Origin of the sequence: Tenacibaculum salmonis, from assembly GCF_041053065.1 — a bacterium.
Classification (GTDB): Bacteria; Bacteroidota; Bacteroidia; order Flavobacteriales; family Flavobacteriaceae; genus Polaribacter; species Polaribacter pacificus_A.
The window spans coordinates 1,025,313-1,039,186 of sequence record NZ_JBFCVV010000001.1; the positions used below are offsets into that span (position 1 = coordinate 1,025,313).

A 13,874-nucleotide genomic window follows, 5' to 3' on the forward strand; every position below is an offset into this window, starting at 1 on the left:
TTCTAAATTATTTTTACAATCCTGCTATTTTATCTTCCTTTAAAATTTCTGTTGTTTCTTTTTGTACTTTTTCAAGAATATCACGTAAATTATCAGTTTGTTTAAAATCAGAATCAGCTACCAAATTTAACAATGCTTTATCTTGCGCACGTCCTTTTTTCATGGCATCAGCATACGGAATATCTTCTTTAAAAGTAACCATCGAATATTTAGAAAAATATTCATTTGGAAATGCTTTTTCTAAATCCATTTCTAATTTTCTCTTTTCCTTAAATAACGGATTAGCAACATGGTTTTTCATTTCATGAAAATTATCAATTGCTAAATCAGCAATAGCATCGGTATTTTCTTTTCTTGCTTTTTCGTAGGTTTTAAAAACAGTTTCCCAATCTCCTAAATTTTGATTAAGAATTTCATCAAAAATGGTAATATCTTCAAAAGAAGCATTCATTCCTTGCCCGTAAAATGGCACGATTGCATGCGCTGCATCTCCTAATAAAATAGTTTTATTCTGATAATACCAAGGTGAACATTTTACAGTTCCCAATGCTCCTGTTGGATTATTTAAAAACTCTTGTTTAATATTCGGAATTAATTTTAACGCATCAGGAAATTGTGTTTCAAAAAACTCAGTTATTTTTTCTTCGGATATTAAATTATTGAAATTGTATTTTCCTTCATCATAACTTAAAAACAGCGTAACGGTAAAGCTGCCGTCCATATTCGGAAGCGCAATTAACATATACGCACCACGAGGCCAAATATGTAAATGCTCGCTACTTATTTGATGACTCCCTAATTTATCCGCAGGAATTTCTAACTCTTTATATCCGTGAGATAAATAATTTTGAGAATAACTAAACAAGAATTTTCGTTCTAAATAATAACTTTTTCTCAAAACAGAACCAGCTCCATCAGTACCAAAAATCACCTCAGCATTTATAGAAAATTCTTCTTTTGTATGATAATTTTCAAAATGTGCTATTGTATTTTCAATATTTACAGCAATACATTTCTTATTAAAATGAATGGTTACATTTTCGTGTTTTTCAGCTTCTGTTAATAAAATAGCATTTAAATCTCCTCTTGAAATTGAATTGATACACTCGTTATCTCTACCTGAATAATTTGATGAAAATATATTTCCTTCAATATCATGAATCAATCTTCCGTACATTGGAATACAAATTTCACGAGCTTTTTCGGCAACACCTGCTAAACGCAAGGCTTTAAAACCTCTATCAGATAAAGCTAAATTTATAGAACGACCTGCTGAAATATCAATAGTTCTTAAATCTGGTCTGCTTTCATATACGGAAACCTTGTATCCTCTTTGCGCCAATCGTAAAGCTAATAAGCTTCCGCATAAACCTGCACCTATTATTAATATATTATCTTGTTTATTCATATTGATTTATTTTGATAACAATCCTTTTAAAATACTTACCATTTTATAAACATCTTCAAAAGAATTATACATTGGGGTTGGTGCGCAACGGATAACATCTGGCTCACGCCAATCGGTAATAATATTATTTTCGGTTAGCTTTTTGTGTAAATTTTTATCTGCATTTTTAACTTGAATAGATAATTGACACCCTCTTTCTTTTGGATTTGAAGGCGTTATAATTTTAATATGTTCTGAATTTATTTCGTTGATTAAAAACTCAAAATATCCTGTTAATTTTTCTGATTTTTCTCGCAAAGCCTCCATTCCTACTTCAGCAAACATATCTAAGGAAGCTTTAATAGCTGCCATCGATAATATTGGAGGATTCGATAATTGCCAACCCTCAGCACCAGCCATTACATCAAAAGGTTGACGCATATTAAAACGTGTTTCTTTATTATGATTCCACCAACCAGCAAAACGAGGTAACTCTTTATTAGTAGCGTGTTTTTCGTGAACAAATAATCCTCCTAAACTTCCAGGACCTGAATTTAAGTATTTATAAGTACACCAAGCTGCAAAATCTACACCTGAGTTGTGTAATTCAGGAGAAATATTTCCTGCTCCGTGTGCCAAGTCTATTCCAACAAAACAATCTTTTGAATGTCCTATTTCAGCAATTCGCTTTAAATCTAAATATTGACCTGTGTAATAATTAACACCGCCAATTAATAACAACGCAATCTCATCACCCTGTTCAGCAATAATTGCTTCTAAATCTTCAATATTTAATAATTCTTCGCCTTTTCTTGGTTTCCATTCTATTAAACCTTCGGATGCATCAAATCCATGAAAATTTAATTGAGATTGTACTGCATATCTATCCGAAGGAAAAGCGTCAGATTCTATTACAATTTTGTATTTCTTTTTCGTAGGCTGATAAAAAGACACCATCAATAAATGCAAATTAGTTGTTAAGGTATTCATAACAACAACTTCTAGCGATTTTGCTCCCACTATTTTTGCCATATTTTCGGTTAAAAACTCATGATATGGTAACCAAGGAGTTTCTCCTTCAAAATGCCCTTCTACGCCATATTTTGCCCAATCTTCTAATTCTTGATTGATGTATTTTTTAGTCGATTTAGGCTGTAATCCTAAAGAATTTCCTGTAAAGTATAACCAGTCGTTACCTTTTTTATCTTTCGGAATATGAAATTGATTGCGCAAGTGCGCTAACTTATCTTCTTTGTCTTGTTGTTGTGCGTAATCTAATGTATTTTGATACTTCATCTGATAAAAAAAATGATTGTCATCAAAGATAAAACAATCATTTTTTAATCTATCAGTAATTTATCAAATAGCTTTCTTTTTGTTTTAAATATTTAATATAAAATTCGAAACTTAATCGTTCCTTCTATTTTACGAAGTTTAGTAATTACTTCATCATCATATATTTTATTTACATCGGTAATAACGTACCCAACTTTAGCATCTGTAGATAAATATTGCCCTGTAATATTCAGTTCATATTTAGCCAATACTTTGTTGATTTTCGCCATAACTCCTGATACATTCTCATGAATATGTAAAAATCGATGCGCATTTGTTTGACGTGGTAATCTGATATTTGGAAAATTTACTGCATCAACAGTATTTCCAGAATTCATGTACGCCATTATTTTACTCGGCACAAAATCGGCAATATCTTTTTGAGCTTCCTCTGTACTTCCGCCAACATGAGGCGTTAGAATTACGTTTGGCAAACCTTTTAAAGGAGTATAAAACTCCCCATTTTTTGCAGGTTCTTCAGGATATACATCAACAGCAGCTCCTGCAATCTTACCAGATTTTAAACCTTCAACTAAAGCATCAATATTTACCACAAATCCACGAGAAAGATTTACTAAATGAACACCATCTTTCATTTGAACAATTTCTTCTGCTCCAATATAATTTTTGTTCGCTTCATTATCATCAACATGTAATGTTATTACATCCGAAATATTTAATAACTCTTTTAAAGTCGTTATTCTTTTGGCATTTCCTAAGGCTAGCGTATCTTCAACATCATAATAATAAACGTCCATTCCTAAAGATTCAGCTAAAACAGATAATTGTTTTCCGATATTTCCATAGCCAACAATTCCTAATTTTTTACCACGAACTTCTCTTGAACCTTGCGCTGTTTTATTCCACTGACCGTTATGAATTTCGGTACTTCGTTGAAAAACACTACGCATTAACATAATAATTTCACCAATTGCCAATTCAACAACCGAACGTGTATTACTATAAGGTGCATTAAAAACAACTACACCATTTTCTTTACAAGATTCTAAATTAATTTGTTTTGTTCCGATACAAAAAGCAGCGACAACCATTAATTTATCGGCAGCTTCAATTACTTTTTTAGTAACCTGCGTTTTTGAACGAATTCCTAAAACATGAACATCTTTTAACTTAGTAATTAATTCTTCTTCGGATAAACTTTTTGATACAGTTTCTACTGTAAAACCATCGGCAGTTAATTTGGTAAACGCATCAGGATGTACGTTTTCTAATAATAAAATTTTAATTCTATTCTTTGGATATGATATATTTCTTGGCAAATTGTTTAGGTATAAAAATTCATCTAAATTAGGTGTAATATAATCGGCATTTTCAATTGTTTTTGCTCTTTGTACATTTTCAGTATAAGCAAAAAAAGTATCAGCAACACCCGCTTTTTTGGTTACGGCATCACTATAACCATCTCCAATAACTTGTATTTCTCTAGGTAAATTTAAGTTTTGTAAGCACTCAATTTTTCCGTTGTGTTTTGAAAGTGAATTTTCAGTATCAAAACCAATAATCACCTCATTTTCATCAAACAGAAAAGTATTTGCATAAACTCTTTCCGAAGGAATATTATATTCGGCAACTATCGGAACTATAAACTCTTTAAAACCTGCGGATATAATGTAAATATCATCTGAAAAATCTTTAAAAAAAGCTTTATTAGTTTCTATCGAACGAGAAACTTTTTGTCTTAATTCTTTTATCAATAAAGGTAAATCGGATTTTTTAGCCTTTAGTAATTGAATACGTTTTTCTAAAGATTCGGTAAAAGATATTTCGCCATCAATTCCTTGATTTGTTATTGCTATAATTTGATTGATAATTTCTTTTTTCTTCGGATTTCCGATTAAAGTAATTTCTGCTAAAATATCTAAAGCTTCTACTTTTGTTAGCGTACTATCAAAATCGAAAACAAAACTTCTTTTTGGTGCCATAGTATTATATTACAAGTGAATAACCAAAAATACAAATGAATTTAAAAAGGAACGTTAATAAAAAAAGAAGTTTTATATTTTTTTATCAATAATAAAATGAAGCTATTAACAATAATATCCACCAAATAATAGGAACAGCTTCCACTATAAAAGAACTATAATATTTAAATTGTTTTTCTGATGACCTCATCAATAACATTAAAATAAGACTAAATATTATTAAAAAAATATTTTTAAAGTAAGCATTAGGTGTTATTATAAACTCAATTAGTAAACAAACTGAAAGTAATATATATCCTAGTTTTTTGGTTTGTTTTATTCCTATTTCTTTAGGAATTGTTTGTAGTGAAACAGCATCGTACTGCACATCTCTAATATCGAAAGGTAAAATTAAAACAACAACAAGTAAAAATCGCTGAAGAGCTATTAAATAAATATTATTTAAAAATATTATATCTGCATCAAAAAGAGGTAAAAACACAGTCGATCCCATCCAAACTAAAGCAACAATTACTATTTTTAAATAACTGATACTTCGCAAATTTTTTTGAAATCCACTTAAAAAAGGAATTGCATATAAAAAAGTTAACAATCCGAAGGGAACAAAAAACAATAGTGTATTTACTTTTAATTTAGTTGCATAAAAGCACATCAGCAAAAAACAAACCAACGAAAAAAGTTGAATTATTTTTAAATGTGTAGTTAAACTTCTATGATGTAATTTGGCTACACCAGCATATTTTACAAAATTATAACCTGTAATTGTTCCGTAAAAAAGGAAAAAATCTAAGGATTCATTATATGCTAAATTAAAGTACAGTTCTGTTATCCGAACAAAACAATATACAGCCAAAGCTACATGAAAACTAGAATTTATATAAAAATTAAAGAGTTTTTTTAAAAGATTCATTACACAAAAATACTTTTTATGTTTATAACCTATTCATTAAGTTAATAAATTATCAATTTTAAAAGAAAAAAAGGGATATAAACTACGCAAATTTATTATTTTTGAACCACCAAAAATAAATAACACAGGATGAACACAAATTCATTTCAACTAAGACATATTGGTCCTAACTCAAAGGGTCAAGAGAAAATGCTAAAAACTATCAAAGCTGATAGTATAGATCAATTAATTTTTGAAACTATTCCTGATGATATTCGCCTTAAAAACGAATTAGATTTAGATGCTGCAATGAGCGAATATGAATATTTAAGTCATATTAATGAATTAGGCGCTAAAAATAAAGTTTTTAAGAGTTATATCGGTTTAGGATATCACGAAGCTATTGTGCCTAGTGTAATTTTACGTAATATTTTAGAAAACCCTAGTTGGTATACTGCTTATACACCTTATCAAGCAGAAATTGCTCAAGGTCGTTTAGAAGCGCTATTAAATTATCAAACTATGGTTTGTGATTTAACAGGAATGGAACTTGCAAATGCTTCTTTATTAGATGAAGCAACTGCTGCTGCTGAAGCTATGGCTTTATTATTTGATGTACGTGAACGTGCTCAGAAAAAAGCAGGAGTAAATAAATTCTTTATTTCTGAAGATATTTTACCTCAAACATTATCTGTTTTACAAACACGTGCTATTCCTATCGGAATTGAATTAGTGGTTGGAAATCACGAAGAATTTGATTTTTCAGAAGAGTTTTTTGGAGCTATTATTCAGTATCCAGGAAAACATGGTCAAGTATCTGATTATACTTCATTCGTTGCAAACTGTAACGAAAGTAATATAAAAGTAGCCGTTGCTGCTGATATTTTATCATTAGTAAAATTAAAAGCACCAGGTGAATTTGGAGCTGCCGTAGTTGTAGGTACAACACAACGTTTTGGTATTCCTTTAGGATATGGAGGACCTCACGCTGGTTACTTCGCTACTAAAGAAGCTTACAAACGTAGTCTTCCTGGTCGTGTAATTGGTGTTACTAAAGATGTTGACGGTGGTCGTGCTTTACGTATGGCTTTACAAACTCGTGAACAACACATTAAACGTGAAAAAGCTACTTCTAACATTTGTACTGCACAAGTATTATTAGCTGTTATGGCTGGTATGTATGCTGTATATCATGGTCAAGATGGTTTAAAATATATTGCTGATAGAGTTCATACAACAGCAAATACTTTAGCTACTGCTTTAGAACAACTTGGTTTCAAACAAAAAAACAAATCGTATTTCGATACTATTTTAATTGAAGTTGAAGCTCAAAAATTACGTACTGTTGCTGAAGCAAACAACATCAACTTTAATTATATTGATGATAATCATGTTTCTATTTCAGTAAACGAAACTGTTAGTTTTAAAGAAATCAATGCAATTGTTGCTTGTTTTGCAGAAGCTTTCAATATTAAAAACACAACTGTTACAGAATATACTTCAACAGAAGTAATTGCTCCTAATGTATTAAGAAGTACTCCTTTCTTAGAAAATGAAGTATTTAACACGTATCATTCAGAAACTGATATGATGCGTTATATCAAAAAATTAGAGCGTAAAGATTTAGCTTTAAATCATTCAATGATTTCTTTAGGATCATGTACAATGAAATTAAATGCTGCTTCTGAAATGTTACCTTTAAGTAATGCTCAATGGGGAAATATTCACCCATTCGTTCCATTAAATCAAGCTGAAGGATACCAAACTGTTTTAAAGAACTTAGAAGAGCAATTAAACGTTATTACTGGTTTTGCAGGAACTTCTTTACAGCCAAATTCTGGTGCACAAGGAGAATTTGCTGGATTAATGGTAATTCGTGCTTATCATAAAGCTAACGGAGATACTAACAGAAATATCTGTTTAATTCCTGCATCGGCACACGGAACAAACCCAGCATCAGCAGTTATGGCTGGTATGAAAGTGGTTGTTACCAAAACTGATGAAAGAGGAAATATCGATGTTGAAGATTTACGTGCTAAAGCTGAAAAGCATAAAGATAATTTAGCTGCATTAATGGTAACGTACCCTTCAACACATGGAGTTTACGAAAGAGCTATTAAAGAAATTACACAAATTATTCACGATAACGGTGGACAAGTGTATATGGATGGTGCAAATATGAATGCGCAAGTTGGTTTAACAAATCCTGCAACTATTGGTGCAGATGTTTGTCACTTAAACTTACATAAAACATTTGCTATTCCTCATGGTGGTGGTGGACCAGGAGTTGGACCTATTTGTGTTGCTCCTCAATTAGTACCATTTTTACCTACAAACCCATTAATTCCTACTGGTGGAGAAAAAGCTATTACTGCTATTTCTGCTGCACCTTGGGGTTCTGCTTTAGCTTGTTTAATTTCTTACGGATACATAACTATGTTAGGTGCTGACGGATTAACAAACTCAACTAGATTAGCTATTTTAAATGCAAACTATATTAAAGAGCGTTTACAAGGGCATTATGAAACGTTGTATTCTGGTGAAATGAACAGAGCTGCACACGAAATGATTTTAGATTGTCGTTCTTTTAAAGAAAACGGAATCGAAGTTGTTGATATCGCTAAACGTTTAATGGATTATGGTTTCCACGCACCAACGGTTTCTTTCCCTGTTGCAGGAACTATTATGGTTGAACCAACAGAATCTGAAAGTGTTGGAGAATTAGACCGTTTTTGTGATGCAATGATTGCTATTCGTAAAGAAATTGCAAATGCAACCAAAGAAGACGCTAACAATCCTTTAAAAAACGCACCGCATACACAAGATATGTTAACTTCTGATGAATGGGCTTTACCATATACTCGTCAGCAAGCTGCATTTCCTTTAGATTATGTTGCTGATAACAAATTCTGGCCTTCTGTTCGTAGAGTAGATGATGCTTTTGGAGACAGAAACTTAATTTGTTCTTGTAACCCAATTGAAGATTATATTGATGAAGAAGCTTAAAAGCGTTCTTTATAAATTTTTTATAAATTCGAAAACCTCATCAGAAATGGTGAGGTTTTTTTTTGAAATTATTTTTATTTGAAGCTATTCCCGCTTTCCGCACTCGCTTTTTTTATTTTTTCAAAAGAAAAATAAAAAAGAGCTCAAACAATTGCTTCAATCGGGGCTAAAAACCAGAACGACCTTAAAAAAAGTATATGAATTCACCTTTTTTATCAGAAAAAAATATATTTATAAGACTATCTTTTTTCTATTAAAAGTACTCCAAAAATATCATTTTAGATTTTTTATCTAAAAAAACAAAATAAACAGAAAAATACTCTAAACATCAACATAAAAACTGACTCATATTATCCATTCAACTACTTTTGACCGCTAAATATCATTATTATGGCAGGTTCTAAAAATTTATCTGAAGAAAATCAACAAAAATTAAACATCCTTAAAGAACAATTAACCACGGCACGTGATAGTTTTTTAGGATATCCTGTTTCAAAAGATTTTGATTATTCTGACTTAAACGAATTCTTTCAGTTTCCTATCAACAATCTAGGTGATCCCTTTGAAAAAGGAACGTATCAAGTACAAACACACGAAATGGAACGTGAAGTAGTCGCTTTTTTTGCCAAATTATTTAGAGCAAATCCTAAAGATTTTTGGGGATATGTAACCAACGGAGGTTCTGAAAGTAATTTATACGGTTTATATCTTGCTCGTGAATTATATCCAAAGGCAATTGTTTATTATTCAGAATCTACACATTATAGTATTCGTAAAAATATTCATTTATTAAATATTCCTAGCATTGTTATAAAATCGCAAGAAAATGGAGAAATAGATTATGAAGATTTTGAAAGTACCGTACGTATGAATCGTCATAAACCTGTAATTGTGTTGGCTACTTTTGGAACAACTATGAAAGAAGCAAAAGATGATATTTCTAAAATAAAACGTATTTTAGGTAGCCTTGCTATTCATGATAATTATATTCATTGCGACGCTGCTTTAGCAGGTTCATTTGGTGCTTTTATGCAACCTCGCCTACCTTTCGATTTTATGGATGGCGCAGATAGTATTTCTATTAGCGGGCATAAATTTATTGGCTCTCCAATTCCAACAGGGGTATTAATGGCAAAACGTTCTAATAGAGACCGAATAGCAAAAGGAATTTCATATATCGGCTCGTTAGATACTACCATAACAGGTTCTCGTAACGGACATTCGCCGCTATTTTTATGGTATGCCTTAAAACAATTAGGTACAGAAGGTTTACAAAAACGATATCAAAATAGTTTAGAAGTTGCTGAATATTGCGAAAAAGAATTAAACAATATAGGTATTAAAGCATGGAGAAACCCAAATGCTATAACCATTGTTTTACCTAAAACTTCTAAAGCAATTAAAGACAAATGGCAATTAGCAACCGAAGGCGATATTTCACATGTAATCTGTATGCCAAACGTAACAAAAACGCAAATTGATAATTTTATCAACGATATAAAAAACTGTACAGAACCAACTATTGAAGAAGAAACGAATTTTGATTATTCATTAAGTTAATTTATAAATTTACTAGTAAATATAAAAAACCTCACTATTAAAGTGAGGTTTTTATATTAAAAAAATATTATTCAAAATCTGTATTAAGATAAAAACTTAAAAGTGATTTTAATCTAAAAACATATTCTTGATTAATAAACTCTTCTTTTTCATTTTTTAAACTTAAAAAGTAAAAAAATCCTTTAGTATCTATAATTTCTTTAATAACATTATAATTTACACTAACCTTAAACATAGTACGTACACAAGCTTGTAAATCTTCTGCAAGCAATAACCCAATTCTATCAGCTGAAACTTCCATTAATCTTGATGTAATTAATAAATTTTTCTCTTTTTCGTTATCTTTAGAAATAACTGTTTCTATTTTACTTCCGTATTCAATAAATAATTGTCCTTTATCTAAAACATTAGTTACCTTATCAATATTATTAAAAACTTTAGAAAAATTTGATACACTAGATAATTTACCTAAAACTCCACCTATAGAACCTAAAATAGGAAGTGCTACAAGTAGTGTTTGAACCATATCAACACTCTTATTTTTTGCACCTCTCCAAACATCACCAGAGGTAATTTTAGTATGCTCAAATAAAACATGACTTAACTCAAGTGTCATTGCAAATTGCAATTCTACTTTTGATAAATAAATATTACTTGAAAGTGTTAAATAATCAGAACCTATTAATAAAAAATCAGGAGTATTTTCTACACCTATTAAACTACTAGCATAATCACCTCTTCCTAAAAAACATTGAGTATCAGGTAGTGATAAAGATCTTTTTACCTTTTCAAAAACCTCATGTACTATAGGGTAATTTTGATTGGTTATTTTTTCAGAAAACTTAATTACCTCATTATAATCAGGACCATCTACTTGTGCTATTATTTTAGTAAAACTATCTAAAAATCCTTTTTTTTCTTTAAAACACTCTGGAAATACTTTATCGTATAAGTATTCTTTTGAATACTCTTTACTTAATATTTTTGATGTTTCTTCAGAAGCTTTAAAAAAATCTAAAGATTTAAATAACTCTATAATAGTATTTGCTTTTTTAGTGATAGGAGAATCATCTAATATTTTTAATGCTTCTATACGAGATAATAATAAAGGTTGCATTACTGCCAATGCTACTAACTCATCTTTATAAACTTGATTAATTTCTTTTTTAAAGAATACTAAATCTTCTAAAATTTTTACACGAATTAAATTAACGTTTTCACCAGCTATAATATTTATTTTATTATCAGATAACATTTCTATAATACTACCTTCTTGTAATTCAGTTAAGGATTTTTCAGCAAAAGGAATGGCTTTATAAAATTGTTCTGTTTCTTTTAAATAATCAATATATCTTAAATTGAACGCAATATCTTTTTTGTTTTTTTTATCATTTATAAACGTTTTAACTAATTTATCATAAAAAGCGGTTATGTTAATTAATCTAAAACATTCTTTATTCGATATTAAAAAAGATAAAAACTTCAGTTGTTCCTCTAAAGATATTTTCCATTCAATAAAAATTTCTGTAATTACAGTTCCTATATTTATATTCTCTTGAATTAAATCAAATAAAGTACATTCATCTAAAACTGTTTCTTTAAATTCTTTTTTGATAAATGCAGGAACTAACATTGCTTTTAACAGGGTCTTTATCATATTAGTTTGCTTATATCCAAAATGATACATAGCTTTTATTTTCAATATTTTTTCAGCATCTTTTATATTGTTATTCCATAAAACATCTGTAAAAACAGCAATTCTATTAGAGGTTACCTTTGTTAAAATATGCTGTATCGATGCAAGTAAATTACTATTCCAAAACTCTGTATAAAATGAAAATTTATCACTAAATATATAATCTTTACCTATTTTCTCTTTATATATTAATTCATATTCTGAAATATCAAAAAACACTATTTCTTGTTCATTTACTATAATTATTTGTGTTCTAAAATTCGTCAATAATATATAATACTCATTGTTTTTATACAATTCAAAAACCTCACTTTTAACATTCGTTATTGGCAAACAAGACAAAACAATTTCTTGAGGACTACAGCAATATAAGACATGATTTTTTTGCTCTAAAGATAATGAAGCTATAAAATCATTTTTACTTGTAAAGCTATTATTACAATCTAACAAGTCATTTATATAAGAAATAACATCTTTAATTAAGGTATCTTTTTTAGAGTTTATTGACTCGTATTTTTCAATAATATCTTCTTCAATTTTTACTTTTTTACAAACTACTTTAAGTGTATTATTAGTTTGATAAAACTGATATTCTTTATATTTTAATTTTTCACTCCCTTTATAAACTAATTCAGTTGTAATATATAAATTATCATTTTCTATTTCTAGGTGATATTTTTGTTTAGCTTTTGATTCAGAAAAAATATTTTTTAAATACTCTTTTAAGTTTTGTAAAGTAAATGAATCAGGGTGAAAAATTTTATAACTATGATTTTCTTTAATTAATTTCTGATTCATCTTTTATATTTAATTTTATCGCTATTATTTAAGTAATAATAGCGATAAATATATAAAATAATTTTAATCTTGTTTAATATTTCTACTAAACAAGACTATATCTTTTATTTAAATTTTATAAATAAAAGGCTTTAAAAGATAATTTCATAATTATGAAAATCTTAATCATTTTTACATTCAATAATATGAAACTTTTTAGTATTTCCTATTATTTTTATATTGGTAAAAACTTTCTCTAAATGAGTTTTATAATTTAAGTGTGTATTTGCCACCAATACGAAACGTCCGCTTGGTTTTAAACAACGTGCTACTCCTTTAAATAAAGCGATAGTTACTTCAATATTATTTTCGTGTTCAAAGTGAAACGGTGGATTAGAAACTACTAAATCAAAACTTGCTGTTTCTAAATCATCTAAATTATCAGCGCAAACAAATTTTGCATTTTCTGCTGTTATATTTAATTTAGAAGAAGCAATTGCTACATTAAAATCATCGACTAAAGTTACTTCCACCTTTGGGTTTTGAGCCAAAACATCATAAGCAATAACACCGTTACCAGAAGCAACATCTAATACTTTTAGTTCATTTTCTTGTACTTCTAAATTCTCTAAGAAAAACTGTGTTCCGTAATCAATTTTATCCGAAGAAAAAACACCGTAATATTGCTTTATAGAATCTTCTTTCCAAGGAATTTCATTCAATAATTCTTTTTCTTGAATAGCTGTTTTAGGCGTTTTTAAAACTAACAATCTTGCTTTTTTCCAAGCATTGGTTTGTTCTATTTCTTCAAAATATCTTTCGGCTTTTTTTAGATAAGAACGAGAAAAATATTTCGTCATAAAACCACAAACAACCACAGTATTTTCATCGGAATTTTTATAGATTTGTTCTAAAAACAACTCAAACAACTCTACCGATTTTGGTAATTTAATTAAAGCTAAATCAACCTTTTCTAAAGTATCTAAAGGTGTTTTATAAACAACATCCGTAGGTAAATTATTTAATTTTAAATTTTGAGTAATTGCTTTTTTCTGACTTGCATACGCCCAAATAGTCGTTAATTTTTTGGTATTTAATAACGTATTAAATATACCAAATCTATCATTGTATATATGAATATTATTTACCTGTAAATCGGTAATATAATCAAGTGTTAATAACTCGGCATTGCTCCAAGCACGTAACGATTTATCATCGGTTTTAGGATACCTTTCTAATTGATATTTTTTAGCGTTTAATTGTAATTTTGTTTCCATTATA

The 13,874-nt window shown here is 29.1% G+C and carries 8 protein-coding genes; 2 read left to right on the top strand and 6 right to left on the bottom strand.

Annotated features, from left to right (window positions below; translation table 11 throughout):
- Window positions 1-13: 13 nt before the first annotated feature.
- The 4 genes from AB0T67_RS04350 to AB0T67_RS04365 form a co-directional block, all read right to left on the bottom strand.
- The gene (locus AB0T67_RS04350; RefSeq protein ID WP_369219304.1) at window positions 14-1,408 is read right to left on the bottom strand and encodes an FAD-dependent oxidoreductase; all 1,395 of its coding nucleotides are present in this window, start codon (window positions 1,406-1,408) and stop codon (window positions 14-16) included.
- A 6-nt stretch (window positions 1,409-1,414) separates the two neighbouring features.
- Entirely contained in the window at window positions 1,415-2,683 is a 1,269-nt protein-coding gene (kynU, locus tag AB0T67_RS04355) for a kynureninase (RefSeq protein ID WP_369219305.1), read from the bottom strand.
- Between the two features lie 92 nt (window positions 2,684-2,775).
- Window positions 2,776-4,665 (bottom strand): phosphoglycerate dehydrogenase, encoded by a 1,890-nt coding sequence (serA, locus tag AB0T67_RS04360; protein WP_369219306.1) that lies wholly within the window; start codon window positions 4,663-4,665, stop codon window positions 2,776-2,778.
- A gap of 85 nt (window positions 4,666-4,750) precedes the next feature.
- The gene (locus AB0T67_RS04365; RefSeq protein WP_369219307.1) at window positions 4,751-5,575 is read right to left on the bottom strand and encodes a UbiA prenyltransferase family protein; all 825 of its coding nucleotides are present in this window, start codon (window positions 5,573-5,575) and stop codon (window positions 4,751-4,753) included.
- A gap of 129 nt (window positions 5,576-5,704) precedes the next feature.
- Here AB0T67_RS04365 and gcvP point away from each other — a divergent pair, with 129 nt between their 5' ends.
- Window positions 5,705-8,560 (top strand): aminomethyl-transferring glycine dehydrogenase, encoded by a 2,856-nt coding sequence (gene gcvP / locus AB0T67_RS04370; protein WP_369219308.1) that lies wholly within the window; start codon window positions 5,705-5,707, stop codon window positions 8,558-8,560.
- 390 nt (window positions 8,561-8,950) lie between these two features.
- The gene (locus AB0T67_RS04375) at window positions 8,951-10,120 is read left to right on the top strand and encodes a histidine decarboxylase (protein ID WP_369219309.1); all 1,170 of its coding nucleotides are present in this window, start codon (window positions 8,951-8,953) and stop codon (window positions 10,118-10,120) included.
- Between the two features lie 67 nt (window positions 10,121-10,187).
- On the opposite strand, the gene AB0T67_RS04380 is transcribed toward AB0T67_RS04375, so the two are convergent.
- Both AB0T67_RS04380 and AB0T67_RS04385 read right to left on the bottom strand, forming a co-directional pair.
- Entirely contained in the window at window positions 10,188-12,614 is a 2,427-nt protein-coding gene (locus tag AB0T67_RS04380; protein WP_369219310.1) for a M48 family metalloprotease, read from the bottom strand.
- 161 nt (window positions 12,615-12,775) lie between these two features.
- The gene (locus AB0T67_RS04385; RefSeq protein WP_369219311.1) at window positions 12,776-13,870 is read right to left on the bottom strand and encodes a class I SAM-dependent methyltransferase; all 1,095 of its coding nucleotides are present in this window, start codon (window positions 13,868-13,870) and stop codon (window positions 12,776-12,778) included.
- Between the last annotated feature and the right edge of the window lie 4 nt (window positions 13,871-13,874).

Coding starts and splice junctions, on each gene's coding strand:
- AB0T67_RS04350 (WP_369219304.1), bottom strand. CDS start 1,408: ATGAATAAACAAGATAATATATTAATAATAGGTGCAGGTTTATGCGGA.
- kynU (WP_369219305.1), bottom strand. CDS start 2,683: ATGAAGTATCAAAATACATTAGATTACGCACAACAACAAGACAAAGAA.
- serA (WP_369219306.1), bottom strand. CDS start 4,665: ATGGCACCAAAAAGAAGTTTTGTTTTCGATTTTGATAGTACGCTAACA.
- AB0T67_RS04365 (WP_369219307.1), bottom strand. CDS start 5,575: ATGAATCTTTTAAAAAAACTCTTTAATTTTTATATAAATTCTAGTTTT.
- gcvP (WP_369219308.1), top strand. CDS start 5,705: ATGAACACAAATTCATTTCAACTAAGACATATTGGTCCTAACTCAAAG.
- AB0T67_RS04375 (WP_369219309.1), top strand. CDS start 8,951: ATGGCAGGTTCTAAAAATTTATCTGAAGAAAATCAACAAAAATTAAAC.
- AB0T67_RS04380 (WP_369219310.1), bottom strand. CDS start 12,614: ATGAATCAGAAATTAATTAAAGAAAATCATAGTTATAAAATTTTTCAC.
- AB0T67_RS04385 (WP_369219311.1), bottom strand. CDS start 13,870: ATGGAAACAAAATTACAATTAAACGCTAAAAAATATCAATTAGAAAGG.